17 protein-coding genes are annotated in these 17,828 nt (G+C 62.7%); 12 read left to right on the top strand and 5 right to left on the bottom strand.

What is annotated here, in order from left to right; translation table 11 throughout:
- The first annotated feature begins 22 nt into the window (after positions 1–22).
- Positions 23–1,261: a 2-oxoglutarate dehydrogenase complex dihydrolipoyllysine-residue succinyltransferase gene (gene odhB, locus F2P47_RS02710; RefSeq protein WP_152214621.1), complete on the top strand. Its 1,239-nt coding sequence runs from the start codon at positions 23–25 to the stop codon at positions 1,259–1,261.
- Between the two features lie 36 nt (positions 1,262–1,297).
- Positions 1,298–2,689, top strand: coding sequence for a dihydrolipoyl dehydrogenase (gene lpdA / locus F2P47_RS02705; protein ID WP_152214620.1), 1,392 nt, complete (start codon positions 1,298–1,300; stop codon positions 2,687–2,689).
- 15 nt (positions 2,690–2,704) lie between these two features.
- Here lpdA and F2P47_RS02700 read toward each other — a convergent pair whose 3' ends face one another.
- The 3 genes from F2P47_RS02700 to fsa form a co-directional block, all read right to left on the bottom strand.
- A complete protein-coding gene (locus F2P47_RS02700) occupies positions 2,705–3,697 on the bottom strand; it encodes a tyrosine recombinase XerC (RefSeq protein ID WP_152214619.1) in 993 nt (330 codons plus the stop codon).
- Positions 3,670–4,410, bottom strand: a complete 741-nt coding sequence (locus tag F2P47_RS02695) for a DUF484 family protein (RefSeq protein ID WP_152214618.1) — start codon at positions 4,408–4,410, stop codon at positions 3,670–3,672. Before F2P47_RS02695 ends, F2P47_RS02700 begins: the two co-directional genes overlap by 28 nt.
- Before the next feature lie 78 nt (positions 4,411–4,488).
- Complete coding sequence (gene fsa, locus F2P47_RS02690) at positions 4,489–5,142, bottom strand: fructose-6-phosphate aldolase (protein WP_152214617.1); 654 nt, start codon at positions 5,140–5,142, stop codon at positions 4,489–4,491.
- 184 nt (positions 5,143–5,326) lie between these two features.
- Here fsa and F2P47_RS02685 point away from each other — a divergent pair, with 184 nt between their 5' ends.
- The 9 genes from F2P47_RS02685 to F2P47_RS02650 all read left to right on the top strand — a co-directional run bounded on the left by F2P47_RS02685 (position 5,327) and on the right by F2P47_RS02650 (position 15,094).
- Positions 5,327–7,504 carry a primosomal protein N' gene (locus F2P47_RS02685; protein WP_152214616.1) on the top strand — a complete coding sequence of 726 codons (2,178 nt, stop codon included), beginning with the start codon at positions 5,327–5,329 and terminating at the stop codon, positions 7,502–7,504.
- A 207-nt stretch (positions 7,505–7,711) separates the two neighbouring features.
- On the top strand, positions 7,712–8,353 hold the full coding sequence (locus tag F2P47_RS17865; protein WP_246176704.1) for a glycosyltransferase family protein: 642 nt from the start codon (positions 7,712–7,714) through the stop codon (positions 8,351–8,353).
- A complete protein-coding gene (locus F2P47_RS02680; protein WP_343032300.1) occupies positions 8,259–8,915 on the top strand; it encodes an FkbM family methyltransferase in 657 nt (218 codons plus the stop codon). The genes F2P47_RS17865 and F2P47_RS02680 overlap by 95 nt, the downstream gene beginning before the upstream one ends.
- 266 nt (positions 8,916–9,181) lie before the next feature.
- Complete coding sequence (locus F2P47_RS02675) at positions 9,182–9,739, top strand: F0F1 ATP synthase subunit delta (RefSeq protein WP_185680907.1); 558 nt, start codon at positions 9,182–9,184, stop codon at positions 9,737–9,739.
- A complete protein-coding gene (atpA, locus tag F2P47_RS02670; RefSeq protein ID WP_152214614.1) occupies positions 9,739–11,268 on the top strand; it encodes a F0F1 ATP synthase subunit alpha in 1,530 nt (509 codons plus the stop codon). The genes F2P47_RS02675 and atpA overlap by 1 nt, the downstream gene beginning before the upstream one ends.
- 22 nt (positions 11,269–11,290) lie before the next feature.
- On the top strand, positions 11,291–12,175 hold the full coding sequence (locus F2P47_RS02665) for a F0F1 ATP synthase subunit gamma (protein ID WP_152214613.1): 885 nt from the start codon (positions 11,291–11,293) through the stop codon (positions 12,173–12,175).
- Positions 12,176–12,210: 35 nt separating this feature from the next.
- Positions 12,211–13,647 carry a F0F1 ATP synthase subunit beta gene (gene atpD / locus F2P47_RS02660; protein ID WP_152214612.1) on the top strand — a complete coding sequence of 479 codons (1,437 nt, stop codon included), beginning with the start codon at positions 12,211–12,213 and terminating at the stop codon, positions 13,645–13,647.
- Between the two features lie 25 nt (positions 13,648–13,672).
- The gene (locus F2P47_RS02655) at positions 13,673–14,071 is read left to right on the top strand and encodes a F0F1 ATP synthase subunit epsilon (RefSeq protein WP_152214611.1); all 399 of its coding nucleotides are present in this window, start codon (positions 13,673–13,675) and stop codon (positions 14,069–14,071) included.
- A gap of 198 nt (positions 14,072–14,269) precedes the next feature.
- The gene (locus tag F2P47_RS02650) at positions 14,270–15,094 is read left to right on the top strand and encodes a ferritin-like domain-containing protein (RefSeq protein ID WP_152214610.1); all 825 of its coding nucleotides are present in this window, start codon (positions 14,270–14,272) and stop codon (positions 15,092–15,094) included.
- Positions 15,095–15,096: 2 nt separating this feature from the next.
- On the opposite strand, the gene F2P47_RS02645 is transcribed toward F2P47_RS02650, so the two are convergent.
- Complete coding sequence (locus tag F2P47_RS02645) at positions 15,097–15,915, bottom strand: peptidoglycan DD-metalloendopeptidase family protein (RefSeq protein WP_185680906.1); 819 nt, start codon at positions 15,913–15,915, stop codon at positions 15,097–15,099.
- Between the two features lie 275 nt (positions 15,916–16,190).
- On the opposite strand from F2P47_RS02645, the gene F2P47_RS02640 reads away from it, so the two are divergent.
- The gene (locus tag F2P47_RS02640) at positions 16,191–17,303 is read left to right on the top strand and encodes a hypothetical protein (protein WP_185680905.1); all 1,113 of its coding nucleotides are present in this window, start codon (positions 16,191–16,193) and stop codon (positions 17,301–17,303) included.
- Here the strand turns inward: F2P47_RS02640 and F2P47_RS02635 are convergent.
- Positions 17,300–17,818 (bottom strand): RNA pyrophosphohydrolase, encoded by a 519-nt coding sequence (locus F2P47_RS02635; protein ID WP_152214607.1) that lies wholly within the window; start codon positions 17,816–17,818, stop codon positions 17,300–17,302. The two genes, F2P47_RS02640 and F2P47_RS02635, sit on opposite strands and share 4 nt — an antisense overlap.
- Positions 17,819–17,828: the final 10 nt, after the last annotated feature.

Below are 17,828 nucleotides of genomic sequence, written 5' to 3'. Positions count from 1 at the left end.
TCCTCTGAAAGGCGGAAAGAGAATGGCCACGGAAATCAAGGTGCCGGCACTCGGCGAATCGGTGACGGAGGCGACGGTCGCGCAGTGGTTCAAGCAACCCGGCGACGCCGTTTCGGTGGATGAGCCGCTGGTCGAGCTCGAAACCGACAAGGTGACGGTGGAAGTGCCGTCGCCGGCTTCGGGCGTGCTGTCGGAAATTTCGGTCAAGGTCGGCGAGACGGTTGCGATCGGCGCCATTCTCGGCGCGATCGGCGAAGGCGCCGGCAAGGTCTCGGCGAAGCCCGCCGCGAAGAAGGAAGAGCCGAAGGCCGCCGCGCCGAAACCCGCCGCCGCGCCCGCTCCGAAGCCCGCACCTGTTGCGGCGAAGCCTGCGGTTGCCGAGGGTCTCGCGCCTTCCGTGCGCCGCATCGCCGAGGAGAACGCTCTCGACACCTCGAAGATCGAAGGCACAGGCAAGGACGGCCGCATCACGAAGGGCGACGCGCTGGAAGCGGCGGCGAAGCCCGCGGCAGCCCCGGCCGCACCCGTTCAGCTGCGTGTGCCCACATCCGCCGATCAGTCGGCGCGCGAGGAACGCGTCCGCATGACGCGCCTGCGCAAGACGATCGCGACGCGCCTCAAGGAAGCGCAGAACACGGCGGCCATGCTCACCACCTTCAACGAGGTGGACATGACGGCGATCATGGCGCTTCGCAATCAGTACAAGGATGTCTTCGAGAAGAAGCACGGTGTTCGCCTCGGCTTCATGGGCTTCTTCGTCAAGGCCTGCATCGCGGCGCTGAAGGAAATTCCGGCGGTGAATGCCGAGATCGATGGCGACGACCTCATCTACAAGAACTACTACAATATCGGCGTGGCGGTCGGCACCGATCGCGGTCTTGTCGTGCCGGTGGTGCGCGAGGCGCAGGATCTCGGCTTCGCCGATATCGAAAAGACGATCAACGAATACGGCAAGCGCGCCCGCGACGGACACCTGAAGCTCGAAGAGCTGCAGGGCGGCACGTTCACGATCTCGAATGGCGGCGTCTATGGCTCGCTGATGTCGACGCCGATCCTCAACGCGCCGCAGTCCGGCGTGCTTGGCATGCACAAGATTCAGGAGCGCCCCGTCGCCATCGGCGGCAAGGTCGAAATTCGTCCGATGATGTATCTGGCGCTCTCCTACGATCACCGCATCGTCGATGGCAAGGAAGCGGTGACCTTCCTCGTGCGTGTCAAGGAAGCGCTCGAAGATCCGCAGCGCCTTCTCCTCGATCTCTGATTGTCCGTTTCACGTCCGGTATGAAAGGTTCCTGCCATGGCTGACAGTTTCGATCTCGTTGTCATCGGTGCGGGACCCGGCGGATATGAATGCGCGATCAAGGCGGCGCAGCTCGGCCTCAAGGTCGCCTGCGTCGAGAAGCGCGACGCTCTGGGCGGCACCTGCCTCAATGTCGGCTGCATCCCGTCCAAGGCGCTTCTTCATGCCTCTGAGCTTTTCGCCGAGGCGCAACACGCCTTTCCGGGCATGGGCATCGACGTCGGAACGCCGAAGATCGATGTGAAGAAGCTCATCGCCTTCAAGGACGAGGCTGTCGACGGCAACACCAAGGGCATCGAGTTCCTCTTCAAGAAGAACAAGATCGAATGGGTGAAGGGCGAGGGCGTCATCAAGGCGCCGGGCAAGGTTCAGGTCGGCGACCGCTTGCTTGAGACAAAGAACATCGTCATCGCCACGGGCTCCGACGTTGCGCGGCTTCCGGGTATCGAGATCGACGAGAAGACGGTCGTTTCCTCGACCGGTGCCCTGAAGCTCGACAAGGTGCCGGGCCGGCTGCTGGTCGTCGGCGGCGGCGTCATCGGGCTTGAGCTCGGTTCCGTCTGGGGCCGTCTCGGCGCCAAGGTGACGGTGGTCGAATTCCTCCCCGATATCCTGCCGGGCATGGATGGCGAGGTCGTCAAGAATTTCACGCGCATCCTCAAGAAGCAGGGCTTCGAGTTCAAGCTCGGCTCGAAGGTGACGAAGGTCGAGAAGACGAAGTCCGGCCTCAAGGTTTCGGTGGAGCCCGCGGCGGGCGGCGAGACGCAGATTCTCGAAGCCGATGTTGTGCTGGTTGCGATCGGACGTGTCGCCTATACGGGCGGGCTCGGCCTTGAGAATGTCGGCGTGACGACGGACAAGCGCGGCCGCGTCGAGGTCGATCAGCATTTCAAGACGAATGTCGATGGCATCTATGCCATTGGCGATGTGATCGTGGGCCCCATGCTTGCTCACAAGGCCATGGAAGAAGGCGTTGCGCTCGCCGAGCAGCTCGCCGGCCATTGGGGCCATGTGAATTACGACGTCATCCCGGGCGTCGTCTATACCGCGCCGGAAGTCGCCTCGGTCGGCAAGACCGAAGAGCAGCTCAAGGCCGACGGCGTCGAATATAATGCCGGCAAGTTTCCCTTCACGGCCAATGGCCGCGCCAAGGCGAACAAGACGACCGAAGGCTTTGTAAAGATCCTCGCGGACAAGGCGACCGACCGTATCCTCGGTGTTCACATCATCGGCGCCAATGCGGGCGAGCTCATCCAGGAGGCCGTCGTGGCGATGGAGTTCTCGGGCAGCTCCGAGGACATCGCGCGCATGTGCTTCGCTCATCCGACGCTGTCGGAAGCGGTGAAGGAAGCTGCGCTGGCGGTGACGGGTGTGCCGATCCATATGTGATCGGCGCGCGGGGCCTCAGTGCCCGGCTCTCGGATGCGCCTTGTCGTAGACGTCGAGAAGCCGCTGACTGTCGACTTCGGTATACATCTGCGTGGTCGACAGGCTGGCATGGCCCAGCAATTCCTGAATGGTCCGAAGATCGCCGCCGCCCGCGAGGAGGTGCGTCGCGAAGCTGTGGCGCAGCGCGTGCGGCGTCACCGTATCTGCGAGGCCGAGCCTGCGGCGGAGCTGAATAACCACCTCGCGCACGATGCGCTGATCGACGCGCTTACCGCGCGCACCGACGAACAATGGATCGTCGGGCATGAGGCCGAAGGGGCATAGGCGCAGATAATCGTCGACGGCTTCGCGCGCGACAGCGAGCACGGGAACCATGCGTTCCTTCCGGCCCTTGCCGATGACGCGCAGCGTATCGCGGAGCGGCGCGTCGCTCTTGTTGAGAGAAAGCGCTTCCGCGATGCGGAGCCCACACCCATAAAGCAGCGTGAGAATGGCTGCGTCGCGCGCGGCGATCCAGGGCGTGCCGTCGCGCTCGCTCGCCTCGTCGATGAGAGTGAGGGCGGCATCGGGCGTCAGGGGTTTCGGAATCGCATGCGGGATTTTCGGCGAACGAAGCGCCGTGAGCGCGGCATTGGAAACGATGCCCCCGCGGTCGAGGAAGCGGAAAAAGGAGCGGATGCTCGACAGGGCGCGGGCGAGGCTCCGGCTTTGCAGGCCCTCGTTGCGGCGAAGCGTCAGGAAGGCGCGAAAGTCGCGCAGTTCGAGTTTCCGCAGCGCATCGAGATCGGCGGGACCGCCGAGGTGGTCGGTGAGAAATTCAAAGAAGCGGGTGAGGTCGCGCAGATAGGAAACGAGCGTTGCCGGACTTGCGCGGCGCTCCGCCATCAGATGCGAATACCAGGATCGAAATTCGAGGCGCAGGTCCGAAGCGGCGGCGATCGATGCGGCCGCCTCGTCGGGCGTGGGCGCGTGAGCGCCCGTCAGAGGTCCGGCGGCAGCTCGAGCCATCGACGCACGCAGCGTTCCACGACGCGGCCCAGGAATTCGAGAAGGTCTGCCGCCTGATCGGGATGGAACTGTTCCGGCTCGAAACCGCCAAGCGCGAGCAGGCCGGGCGGCGAGACGCGCGAGAATTCGAGCCTGACAAGGGCTTCCGACTGCACTTCGTCGGCGAGGTGATTGTAGAGGCCGCGGCTGCCGCACACATTGGCGACGAGACGATAGGGGACCACGCCACCCATCATGCGGGCGACGCCGCCCGGCTCGAGCACACGCACGCTGCGCACGCCGATGGCGGAGACGCCATTCGTCGTTTCAATGCAGATAGCGCAGGCGCGCGAGCCGAGGACGCGCGCGAGACCGTCGGGCGCGGTGATGAAGTCGATCAGGTGCTCGAAGTCGCGCGCATCGAGAAGGGCGAGCGCGGCCTGATGCACCTGTTCGCGGGCAAGGCTGTTCAGCGACGAGGCCTCGATCAGGTCCGACTGGATGTCGCGCAGTGTGCGGACCTGATTCTGAAGCTTGCCGATGATGAACTGCTGCATGTCGACCACGTTGTGGCCTTCCATGCGCGACGGCGCGAGAGCCGCAACCAGCTCCGGATCGTTGGCCAGAAAGTCGGGATGCGCCAGCAGGTAGTCCCGCACCTGAGCCACGGAAAGGCTCGGCTCGGAACGCCTGATGCGCTGCTCGGCTTCGTTGCGGTCGTTATAGTGGCTCATGGCGTCGGACTACCTTCATCTGGCTTGTCTGTTTGTCGTGTTCCGGGGCAAGCCCGTGCCCAAAGTGCCCCGGAGGTCTCAGAGAATCTTCTGCCCCGTCTTCTTCCAGTCGGCGAGGAACTGCTCGAGCCCCTTGTCGGTGAGCGGATGGGCCGCGAGGCCGCGCAGGACTGCCGGCGGAACCGTCGCGACGTCGGCACCGACCAGAGCCGCGTCCTTCACATGGTTCGCGGTGCGGATCGAAGCGGCGAGAATCTGGGTCTTGAAATCGTAATTGTCGTAGATGGTCCGGATCTCTTCGATGAGTTCCATGCCATCGAGGTTGATGTCGTCGAGACGCCCGATAAATGGTGAAATGAAGGTTGCACCGGCCTTGGCCGCCAGCAGCGCCTGATTCGCAGAGAAGCAGAGGGTGACATTCACCATCGTGCCTTCGCCGGTCAGCGTCTTGCAGGTCTTGAGGCCCGCCCAGGTGAGCGGCACTTTCACGGCGATGTTTTTGGCGATCTTGGCGAGGAAGCGCCCTTCCTTGAGCATTTCGTCGGCTTCGAGAGCCGTCACCTCGGCGCTGACCGGCCCGTCGACGATCCCGCAGATTTCCTCGACCACTTCGAGGAAGTTGCGGCCGGATTTGGCGATCAGGGAGGGGTTGGTGGTCACGCCGTCGAGGAGGCCGGTGGCAGCCAGGTCCTTGATTTCGGCGATATCGGCAGTGTCGACAAAAAACTTCATTTGGGGCTTTGCTCTTGATGCGGTGTCAGCCGCTTATGTCAGTCCAGTAGAGGTCGCGGCGCAACCGTCTTTTTTTCTTTTTTTGCCCATCGGGGCTTCAGGTGCAAGCGGCGACATTCCGCTTGCTTTATCAGGTATTACACTGTCGCGTCGCCTTTGAACTTTTCTCCCCGAAGTAGAGCGGATGCCCGTTAAGACATTGCCGAAAAGCGTCAGCGTTCTCATGCCGCTCGCCCTGCCAGCACCTTACGACTATGAGGTTCCTGACGGGTTAATCGCGGAGCCGGGCGCCTATGTGATTGTGCCCTTGGGCGCGCAGCAGATTCTCGGCGTCGTGTGGGGCGAGGGGACGGGCGAGGTCGATCCGAAACGGTTGAAGCCAATCCTCGAAGTGCTCGACGTGCCGCCCATGCCGGGGGTGTTGCGGCGATTTGTGGATTGGCTTGCGGCCTATACGCTCAATCCGCGCGGTTCCGTGCTTCGCCTCGCCATTCGCGCGCCCGGCGCGCTTGAGCCGCAGCGCATGCGGACTGCCTACCGTCTTGTAGACAAGCGCCCCGCGCGCATGACGCCCGCGCGGCAGCGCGTTGTCGACACAGCAATGGATCAGTTTGCGCGCACCACACGCGAGCTCGCCGAAGAGGCGGGCGTTTCCGATGGCGTTGTGCGCGGCCTTGTCGATGCCGGGGCGTTGGTGCCTGTCGATCTGCCAACCGAGGCGCCGTTCCCTGTGCCGGACATCGGGGCCGTTTCGAAGTCGCTCTCACCTGAACAGCTGGTGGCCGCAGAGACGCTTCGCAAACGCGTCGACGAGAACCGCTTCGCTGCGATTCTTCTCGACGGCGTGACGGGATCTGGCAAGACGGAAGTTTATTTCGAGGCGGTGGCCGAGGCATTGGCGCAAGGGCGGCAGGTGCTGATCCTCTTGCCGGAAATCGCGCTGACGAGCCAGTTTCTCGATCGCTTCGAGGGGCGCTTTCATTGCCGCCCCGCCGAGTGGCATTCGGAACTTTCGAGCCGCGAGCGCACGCGCGTCTGGCGCGGTGTTGCGGAGGGCCGCGCTCGTGTCGTCGTCGGCGCGCGCTCGGCGCTCTTTCTTCCTTTTCCCGAACTCGGCCTCATTGTCGTTGACGAAGAGCATGAAGCCGCCTTCAAGCAGGAAGAGGGCGTCACTTATCATGCGCGCGACATGGCGGTGGTGCGCGCCTCGCTTGGACAGTTCCCGATCATCCTCAGCTCCGCGACTCCTTCGCTCGAAAGCTCGGTCAATGCGGAGCAGGGGCGTTATGAACGCATCGTGCTGCCGGAACGGCATGGCGTTGCGGAGCTACCCTCGATCACCGCGATCGACATGCGCGCCGAGCCGCCCGAGCGCGGACGCTGGCTCGCGCCGCTTCTGGTCAACGAGATCGCGAATGCGCTCGCCGCCGGTGAGCAGGCAATGCTCTTTCTCAACCGGCGCGGTTATGCCCCGCTGACGCTCTGCCGGACCTGCGGACATCGCATCGAATGTCCGCAATGTTCGTCATGGCTCGTGGAGCATCGTTTTCGCCGCGAACTCGTCTGCCATCATTGCGGTTATTCGGCACCCGTCCCCAAGGCCTGCCCATCATGCGGGGCGGAGGATTCGCTCATTGCGTGCGGTCCGGGAGTCGAGCGCATCGCCGAGGAAGTGGCCGAGCGCTTTCCCGAGGCGCGGCTCGCCGTTCTGTCGAGCGACAATCTCCGGGGTCCGCAATCGCACGAGGAGATGTTCCGCGCGATCGAGGCGCGAGAGGTCGATATCATCGTCGGCACACAGATCGTCGCGAAGGGACACCACTTCCCCTGGCTTACGGTGGTCGGCGTCGTCGATGCCGATCTGGGGCTGGAGAATGGCGACCTGCGCGCGGCCGAGCGCACATTTCAGCTCTTGCAACAGGTAGCCGGGCGAGCGGGCCGAGCCGAGCGGCCGGGCCGCGTCTTTCTTCAGACATATATGCCCGAACATGCCGTCATGCGCGCGCTTGTTGCGGGCAAGCGCGATGCGTTCTTGCGGCGCGAGGCCGAGGCGCGGGAGCGCGTGGGTCTCCCGCCTTTCGGACGGCTCGTCGGCATTGTCGTCTCGTCGGAGAATGCGGCGCTTGCGCAGAAATTCGCACGCGAGATGGCGCGGCATGCGCCTCGGGCGGAGGATGTATCGGTGCTGGGGCCCGCGCCCGCGCCACTCGCGCTGCTCCGGGGGCGCACGCGCCTTCGCTTCCTCGTCAAGGCAACGCGCAACGTCAATATCCAGGCCTATATGCAGGCATGGCTTGGCGAGATGAAGGTGCCTGCGGCAATCCGGGTCTCGGTCGATATCGACCCTTACAGCTTTCTCTAGGCCATCCGCCTGCTGAAAGCATTTCATTAAGCATTCGTTCGTATGGTTTACGGGACGTGAACATCAGCCCGTGAGATCCATATGAAATGCGCCGTCATTACCCCGGTCGGTCCGGGGCATAAGGAGACCTACGAGACCTGCCGCCGTTCGATCGAGGCGGCATGGGAGCATGGGCAGGGGCCCTTCAAGGCACTGGAGATTCTGCCCATGTGGGATCTCGAGGGGCAGCATGGCCGGTCCGCACGTCGCAATGCGGGCATTGACGAGGCGGCGGCGCTTGGCTGCGACTGGCTCTTCTTTCTCGATGCGGATGATCTTTTCAATGTCGGTGCATTCGCCGCATTCGGAAAATATTATGACCGCTACGATGCCGTCTGGGGCAACATCTGCGAGAACATCTTCGGAACCGACCAGCTCAAGCTGCGTGAAGGGCAGCTTGTCGCCACCGAGAGTGTGGCGGACATTCTTTCGACGCCGCCGTTCCTGACGCTGCAGATGGGTCTTTTCGTTCGCACCGAATGCGCCGCAGCTGTGAAGTTCGACACGGAGATGGATACGGGCGAGGACTTCAAATTCTATCTCGGTCTCTGGAGCAAATATCGCTGCGCCAAGGTGCCGGAAATCTTCTTCATCAATCGCCGTGGTTATCATTCCACGGGTCCGCGGTCCGCGGTCCGCAGTCGGCAGGGAGTGGAATCGCGCCGTGCAAGCCGTCGTTCACGATTACTGCAAGGCGCTGAACTTTTCCTGCGACGTGAATTTCGACGGCAAGGCAACGCGCTTCGCCATCGACAATCCCTCCGACATCATTCAGCAACATCACCTGCAGGGGCAATTCTTCGAGATTGAGGAACTGAAAGTGGTGCGCGACGTGGTTGGCTCCGGCAAGACCATCGTCGAGGTGGGCGCGAATATCGGTAATCATCTCGCCTTCTACGCCCATCACATGGACTCGAAAAAAATCTTCCCCTTCGAGCCGAACCCCGCCGCAATCGACCTGCTGCGCCGGAACATCGAAGCCAATGGTCTCGATGCGGTTGTCGACCCACGCGGTATCGGCATAGGTGCGGGCGCCAGCTACGGAACTTTTTCGGTCGAGCTTCCCTATGACAATAATCTCGGCGCGGCTCGGCTCGCGAAAAGCGGCGAGGGGCAGCTCGAAGTCTACCCGCTGGACGAGCGGCTCAAGGGCGAGGCCGTCGATTTCATAAAAATCGATGTCGAAGGCATGGAATTTGACGTCCTGGAGGGGGCGGCGCGGATCATCGGCCAAAATCGGCCGGTTCTCATGGTCGAGGTGTTCCGGGACAAGATTCCGGACTTCGAGACCTGGTGCCGGGACCATGGCTACAGGATCAAGAACCGCTTCCACTGCGTGCATGCGGTCAATTTTCTGGCCGTTGCCGCCTGATCCTGCTTTCGGGGCACCTATAGAGCGCCGCTGTCCGCCCCGGATGGCGGCGTTTTGCCGTCTCACCTGTCCAGAATGTCGCACTCCACCATTTGCAGGCCGGGATGTTGCACATGCGCGGGGCTTATGTTACCAAACGCGCGGCCTTGGGGGCAGCGGAACCTCTCTCATCCCTTGGCAAAAATAAGCTAGTGAATTCAATTGGTTGGTGTGCCGCTCCGCAGCCGGTGCACTGATCGCCAAGAACCTACGGGCGAGCGCGCCAAGTGGCATCTGAACACATCGTTTCCGGCATGGCCGGCCGTTACGCAACGGCACTGTTCGAACTCGCCGAGAGCGAAGGCTCGCTCGATGCGGTTGCGGCTGATCTCGGCCGTATTCGGTCGCTGATCGACGGCAGCGCCGATCTCAAAAGTGTCGTGCTGAGCCCCGTGCTTGGCGCCGACGAGCAGGGCCGCGCCTTCGCGGCCATTCTCGATCGCGCCGGCATCAAGGGGCTCGTTGCAAATTTCGTTGGTCTCGTGGTCAAGCGCCGGCGCCTCTTTGCGCTGCCGGACATGATCACGGGTTTTGACCGTCTTCTGGCGGCCAAGCGCGGCGAAGTTTCGGCCGATGTGACTTCCGCCCATCCGCTCTCCGACGCACAGCTTTCGAGCCTCAAGACGGCGCTCAAGGCTGCGACGGGGCGCGACGTTCTTATCAATACACGCGTCGATGAGGGGCTCCTCGGTGGGCTCATCGTCAAGGTCGGGAGCCGGATGATCGATTCGTCTCTCAAGACCAAGCTCAATTCTCTCAAGCTTGCCATGAAAGAGGCCTCCTGATGGACATTCAGGCTGCGGAAATTTCCGCAATCCTCAAGCAGCAGATCAAAGGGTTCGGCGCGGATGCGCAGGTCTCGGAGATCGGCCAGGTGCTCTCCGTCGGTGACGGTATTGCTCGCGTTTACGGTCTCGACAACGTCCAGGCGGGCGAAATGGTCGAGTTCCCCGGCGGCATCCGCGGCATGGCGCTGAACCTTGAAAGCGACAATGTCGGCGTCGTTATCTTCGGTAACGACCGCGACATTAAAGAAGGCGATACGGTGAAGCGCACGGGCTCCATCGTGGACGTGCCGGTCGGCAAGGGCCTTCTCGGCCGCGTCGTCGACCCGCTTGGCAACCCGATCGACGGCAAGGGTCCGATCGTGTCGGACGAGCGCCGTCGCGTCGACGTCAAGGCGCCGGGCATCATTCCCCGCAAGTCGGTGCATGAGCCGATGCAGACGGGCCTCAAGGCCATCGACGCGCTGATCCCGATCGGCCGCGGCCAGCGCGAGCTGATCATCGGCGACCGCCAGACCGGCAAGACGGCCATCGCCATCGACGCCATCCTGAACCAGAAGCCGCTCAACCAGGGCGACGACGAAGGTCAGAAGCTCTATTGCATCTACGTCGCCATCGGCCAGAAGCGCTCGACGGTTGCGCAGATCGTGAAGACGCTGGAAGAAAACGGCGCCCTTCAGTACACGATCATCGTCGCCGCGACGGCCTCCGAGCCGGCGCCGCTGCAGTTCCTGGCGCCGTTCGCCGGCTGCACCATGGGTGAATATTTCCGCGACAATGGCATGCATGGCCTTGTCGTTTACGACGATCTTTCCAAGCAGGCCGTCGCCTACCGCCAGATGTCGCTTCTGCTGCGTCGTCCGCCGGGACGCGAAGCCTATCCGGGCGACGTTTTCTATCTCCATTCCCGTCTGCTCGAACGCGCTGCGAAGCTCAATGACGAGAACGGCAAGGGTTCGCTCACTGCTCTCCCGATCATCGAGACGCAGGCGAACGACGTGTCGGCCTACATTCCGACCAACGTGATTTCGATCACTGACGGCCAGATCTTCCTCGAGACGGATCTCTTCTATCAGGGCATCCGTCCGGCGGTGAACGTCGGTCTCTCGGTGTCGCGCGTCGGCTCGTCCGCCCAGATCAAGGCGATGAAGCAGGTTGCCGGCAAGATCAAAGGCGAGCTCGCCCAGTACCGCGAAATGGCGGCCTTCGCGCAGTTCGGCTCCGATCTCGACGCGGCCACGCAGCGCCTTCTGAACCGTGGTTCGCGCCTGACGGAACTGCTGAAGCAGCCCCAGTTCTCGCCCCTCAAGGTCGAAGAGCAGGTGGTCGTGATCTATGCCGGCGTGAACGGCTATCTCGACAAGCTGCCGGTCTCCGATGTCGGTCGTTACGAGCAGGAGCTCCTGCGCAATATCCGCACGAGCCACACCGGCATTCTCGATGCGATCCGCACCGAGAAACAGGTCTCGAACGACACGGAAGCCAAGCTCAAGGCTGCGGTCGAAAGCTTCACCAGGGCGTTTGCCTGATCTAAGAACCGGGTAAGGCCTCATGGCGAGCCTCAAAGACCTAAGAAACCGCATCGCGAGCGTAAAGGCGACGCAGAAGATCACGAAGGCGATGCAGATGGTCGCCGCCGCGAAGCTTCGTCGCGCGCAGGAAGCTGCGGAAGCGGCGCGTCCCTATGCGACGCGCATGGACAATGTGCTTGCCAATCTCGCTGCGGGAATGGCGGGCCGTGACGACGCTCCGAAGCTCCTCGCGGGCACGGGCAACGATCTGGTCCATCTCGTGATCGTGGCGACCGCCGATCGCGGTCTCTGCGGTGGTTTCAACTCGTCGATCTCGCGCCTCGCGCGCGAGCACATCTACAAGCTCCAGCGTGACGGCAAGACGGTGAAGATCGTCACCGTCGGGCGCAAGGGCCGCGATGCGCTGAAGCGCCTTTTCGGCGACAAGATCGTGAAGAGCTACGAGTTCACCGGAATTCGCTCGATCGGCTTTGCACAAGCTGAGGAAATCGCTCAGGCGGTGCTCGGCATGTTCGAGGCCGGCGAGTTCGACGTCGCGACGATCTTCTTCTCGAAGTTCGTCAACGTGGTGACCCAGGTGCCGACGGCGCAGCAGCTCATCCCGGCGAGCGTGCCGGCCGCAGGCCAGGGCGGTGTCGACCTTGGCGGCGCTGTTTACGACTATGAACCGGACGAAGCCGAAATTCTGAAGGACCTGCTTCCGCGCAATCTCGCGGTGCAGATTTTCAAGGCGCTCCTCGAGAATGTCGCGGGCGAGTTCGGTGCCAAGATGTCTGCGATGGACAACGCGACGCGCAATGCGGGCGAGATGATCAAGAAGCTCCAGATCACCTACAACCGCTCGCGTCAGGCGATGATCACCAAAGAACTGATCGAAATCATTTCGGGCGCCGAAGCCCTCTAAAGACTTGCCCCTGACGGGAAGATTAAGGAAGCCCAATGAGCAACCCAGTCGGAAAGATCGCACAAATCATCGGTGCCGTCGTGGACGTCCAGTTCACCGACGCGCTGCCGGCCATTCTGAACGCGCTTGAGACGAACAATGGCGGCAATCGCCTCGTTCTCGAAGTCGCGCAGCATCTGGGCGAGAACACGGTTCGCACCATCGCGATGGACACGACCGAAGGTCTGGTGCGCGGCCAGGAAGTGCGCGACACGGGGAGCGCGATTTCGGTTCCCGTCGGCGACGGCACGCTCGGCCGCATCATCAACGTCATCGGCGAGCCGGTGGACGAAGCCGGCCCCGTGAAGGCCGACGCGACCCGCGCGATCCATCAGGACGCGCCCGCCTTCGTCGAGCAGTCGACGGAAGCCGAAATGCTCGTCACGGGCATCAAGGTCGTCGATCTTCTCGCGCCCTATGCGCGCGGCGGCAAGATCGGCCTCTTCGGCGGCGCCGGCGTGGGCAAGACGGTTCTCATCCAGGAGCTCATCAACAACATCGCGAAGGCGCATGGCGGCTACTCCGTGTTCGCCGGCGTCGGTGAGCGTACCCGCGAAGGCAACGACCTCTATCACGAGATGATCGAGTCGGGCGTGAACAAGGACCCGCGCGAGAACAACGGCGATACGACCGGTTCGAAGTGCGCCCTCGTGTTCGGCCAGATGAACGAGCCCCCGGGAGCCCGCGCCCGCGTCGCTCTGACGGGTCTGACCGTCGCCGAGCATTTCCGCGACAAGGGCCAGGACGTGCTCTTCTTCGTCGACAACATCTTCCGCTTCACGCAGGCGGGTTCGGAAGTGTCGGCGCTTCTCGGCCGTATTCCTTCGGCCGTGGGCTATCAGCCGACGCTCGCGACCGACATGGGCGCGCTGCAGGAACGCATCACCACGACGACCAAGGGTTCGATCACTTCGGTGCAGGCCATTTACGTGCCCGCCGACGACTTGACCGACCCGGCGCCTGCCACCTCCTTCGCGCATCTTGACGCGACGACCGTTCTCAATCGTGCGATCTCGGAAAAGGGCATCTATCCCGCCGTTGACCCGCTCGACTCGACCTCGCGTATTCTCGAGCCGCGCGTCGTCGGTCAGGAGCACTACGATACGGCCCGCCGCGTACAGGAAATCCTTCAGCGCTACAAGTCGCTGCAGGACATCATCGCGATCCTGGGCATGGACGAACTGTCGGAAGAGGACAAGCTCGTCGTCGCCCGCGCGCGCAAGATCGAGCGCTTCCTGTCGCAGCCGTTCCACGTCGCCGAAGTCTTCACCGGTACGCCGGGCTGCCTCGTCGACATCAAGGACACCGTAAAGGGCTTCAAGGGCCTCTGCGATGGCGACTATGACCATCTGCCGGAAGCTGCCTTCTACATGGTCGGCACGATCGAAGACGCGATGAAGAAGGCCGAACGCCTCGCGGCGGAAGCTGCCTGAGCAGATCTAGGACGGAACGAGCCTCATGGCCGATAAGCTGCATTTCGACCTCGTGTCCCCGGAACGGCTTCTCCTCTCGGAGAATGTCGACATGGTGACCGTGCCCGGCAAGGAAGGCGACTTCGGCGTTCTGGCCGGTCATTCGCCCATGATGACGACGCTTCGTCCGGGCGTGATCAACGTCGACGAGGCCGGCAAGCCGCAGCGCCGCATTTTCGTGCGGGGCGGGTTCGCCGAAGTGACGCCGTCCGGCCTCACGGTCCTGGCCGAGTACACGATTCCGGTCGAGGAACTCGATCAGGCGAGGCTCGATCTCGAGATTGGCTATGCCGAGGAAGATGTTGCCGACGCGAAGAGCGACGATGCGCGTCTGATGGCCCAGGAGAAGCTCGACCATCTGAAGCAGATGCGTCACGCCCTCTGAAAGAGGCCATAATCCATACCGAAGGGCGGTGCCGTGGCGCCGCCCTTTTGTTTTGGGCGCCGCAGCTTCTTGGTTGGGGCGGGCTGCGGTTTTTTGGCGCGTGTTGCGGCCTTAACCCATTGGTACCATTGCGATATGGTTTCCAATAGTGCTTGGTAGGGGGCTGGGAAGCGGAACGCAGAAGAGCTGGATCGAAAGATGAGCCGTCACTGGACACTCGACGATATCAAATGGGCGGATTTCGATGCGTCCAAGGTCGATCAGGATATTCTGCGCGCGGTGAAGGCCGCGGCCATGGTCGAGTACAATGCGCCCGACTACGTCACCTATCTCTGCAATATCTTCTCCGACCGTCCGGATGTGAAGGAAATCATCCATCGCTGGGGCGAGGAAGAAGTGCAGCACGGTGCGGCGCTCGCCCGTTGGGCCGAGCTCGCCGATCCGAGCTTCAGTTTCGAGGCCGCCTTCAAACGCTTCCGCGACGGCTACAAGATTCCGACAGACGCGATCCAGTCGGTGCGCGGTAGTCGTGCCGGCGAGCTGGTTGCACGCTGTGTCGTGGAAAGCGGTACCTCGTCCTATTACACGGCGATCAAGGATGCGACGGACGAACCGGTGTTGAAGCAGATCGCCGCGAATGTCGCGGCGGATGAGTTCCGCCACTACAAGCTTTTCTATGATCAGTTCAACGCGCTCGGCGAAGACCAGCCTTCGGTTCTGGCCCGCGCGCGCATCGCAATCGGACGCGTCTCGGAGGCCGATGACGACGAACTGGCCTGCGCCTATTACTCCGCCAACACGCCGTCCGACGGAAGCGTTCCCTATGAGCGGGTGCGTTTTGCGAAGGCCTATGAAAAGCGCGCGCTCGGGCTTTATCGACGCCAGCATGTCGACAGGCTTGTCTCCATGGTTGGTAAAGCGGCCGGGTTGAAGCCGCATGGCTTCGTCATGCGCGTCGTCGGCTCGGCCGTCTGGGCTTTCTGGAGCCTCCGTGCGAGGCGGTTGGCAAGCGCTTCGCTCTGACGTCAGCTCGCGGCGGAGAGCCAGGGCAACGGTTCGGCGCCTCCCTCGCGATTTCTCATATCGAAATAGATGAGCGACGCTGCCTCGCCCCCAAAGGCCGTTGCGAGCGCAGGCGCGGGGTCGGCTGAACTTGCGGCGAGGATTTGCCCCCGCGCGATAGCCTCGCCCCGTTTGACGGCGAGCGTCCCGAGGCCTGCGATCACGAGCCTGTGCCCACCTGCAAGGCCGATAATGAGCACACTCTTGTAGCCCTTGAACTCGCCTGCGAAGAGGACTTGTCCGGCGACCGGGCTTTCGAGATCGCAGTAGGGCGGCACACCAAGGGCGAGGCCGCCTGTGTTTTGCGCCGTCGGCGTGACTCCGGGAAAATGCGCCGACCGGCGCCGGATCGCGTCTCCCTGCCGGAGCGTCAGCATACCGGTCTCGCCGATGTTGCATGAATGCGGTTCGGTGTTTTGCCGGGGGGCTGCGGGCTCGACATTCGCCGCCGTCGAATTCCGCGCAACTGGCGCCGACCTGGCAGGCGCCAACACGGGCGGCTCGTGCGTGGCTGGCCTCGTCAGCGGTGTGGCCGCCGCGGGGACCGGCGTCAGTTCGGCAGCAATTCCTGCGCGAATATCCTTGCAGATTGCCGCATAGGTGCGCGGCCAGTACGACCTGTCGACATTGTGCAGGCAATCGCCAAGGTTGGGCGCGGGCACTTCGTCACCCGATATCGATGTAAGTAAAACGCGTACTTCATCGAGATCGAGGCTGAAGCCGAGCCCCATGAGGCAGGCGGCACCAAGGCAAACATTCGCGACGTGCCGCAGTATGCTCATGACAACGCTACGGTGGTCTGAACACGGTCCATCCTTACCCCGAACAAAAATCCTTCTTGAGGAAAGAGCGCATGGCCGCCGTTTTTGTTCCACCGAAGGCAATACTCTCAGCGTGATCGCGTTTTCATCTCCTTTTGCACATTGCTCGCCTTCGGGCTCGCCTTCGGGCTCGCTTCTGGCGATCAATCTGGAAGAGACGTTCTGCCTTCCCGCGGCACTTTCCGGGTCATACCTCGTTAGTAGAAGGGGGCGTGAAAGGGAACGGCGAAAGCAGAATGCGCAGTCGATCCACGAATATGAGCGAGCAATACTGGCGCGACCGCTACGGGCTTCCGCCGCGCCCTGATGAACGCGCACCTGCAAGGCTGCGCCGGCCCCGTCAGCGCCGGTGGCGCAAGCGGCAGGCGAGCGCTGCGACATTCGGTCCCGGTGCAGCGTGGCTCCTCAGCTCGGCGGTCTTGAGGCGGGGTTCTCTTCTCAAGCTGGGGATTGTTCTTTTCGCGGCAGTATGGGCCGTCGGCGGCGGCTTGGTGCTTGCCGACTACATGCGGAACGCGCAGGGCAGAGATACATCAGCGCCGCAGACCGCCGCGTTCGATGTCGATCCGGAAGGGAACCTTGCGAGGCTTTTTGCATCACGCGGACATGATGCGCTGCTTGCTGACAACGCGGCCGCGAATGAGGCGAGCCTGATTGCACTGCGGGGATATGTTCTCACGGGCAGCGTGGGCTTCAAAACAGAATGGCAGCGCAGCGTGCAGCTCTTCGAGGCGTCGCAGAACGCAATCGTCAAGAATTCGCGCGGCTGGACAGATGGCCGCCAGCTTCTTCAGCTTACGGAATTTCGAAGAACTTCCGAGGAGCTTCTCGCGGAGGAGCGGACGCTGGCAAGCTTTGTCGGCACACCCAACCGCTTTCCCGGATTGAGGCTCTATGATGAGGAGGTCGCCCCCGCCTTCGATGAAGCTCTGAGGCTCTGCGACCTGATGCTGCAATCGATCATGACCTCGAACGGATCCGATAGTGCATCGAGTGTCGATGCGCTGGCGCGGCTGCGTGGCGATGTGCGGACCATGCGGGCAGGGCTGGCTCTCTTTCTACGCTCGCGAGTGATGACGATGCCGATCGAGGTCGAGGCGGCCTATGAGTCTTTCCAGACCTCGGGCGGTGTCCTTGCCGGGCTGCGCGCCAAGGCCAGACCGGGCGATCAGGCGAAGTTCGATCGGCTGGCGGAGCTGATCCAGTCGACCGACAAAAACCTTCAGCAGATATTCGCGCTCAAGCGGACGTCGCGCTGGGATTATGCGGACTACGTCTTCAGGCAGAAGGTCTTGCCGCTATCGGCGAAAATCTCGGTGACGCTTGGGGAATGGGGGGCGGGCAGCTAGAGAGGTTTTGCGAGCGGCCCGAGTTCGCGGACGATCTGTTCATAGACGCCGCGCTTGAAGGGGACGATCAGTTCGACGAGCTCGCTCACCGGCACCCAGGCCCACTCGCTGAACTCCTGATGTGCATCGGCGGTGAGGTCGAAATCCTCATCGCGGCCCAGATAGCGCATCGCATACCATTTCTGCTTCTGGCCGCGATATTTGCCTTTAAGCGCGTGGCCGATGAGATGGGGCGGCAGGTCGTAGGTGAGCCAGTCCGAGGTTTCGCCGATGATCTCGGCATTGTCGACGCCGGTCTCTTCCTTCAGCTCGCGGAGGGCTGCGTCGCGCGGCTCCTCTCCCTTGTCGACGCCGCCCTGCGGCATCTGCCAGGTGAGGGGCGAGCCCGTGTCGACTTCCTGGATGCGGTTGCCCGCCCAGACGAGGCCATCCTTGTTGATGAGCATGATGCCGACACAGGGCCGATAGGGAAGACTCTCGGGATCGACGGTCTTCCGCTCGTCGCGCTTCACCATTTCACTCTCA

Origin of the sequence: Parvibaculum sedimenti, assembly GCF_009184905.1 — a bacterium.
GTDB lineage: Bacteria > Pseudomonadota > Alphaproteobacteria > Parvibaculales > Parvibaculaceae > Parvibaculum > Parvibaculum sedimenti.
This window is presented reverse-complemented; position numbering and strand designations above follow the sequence as displayed.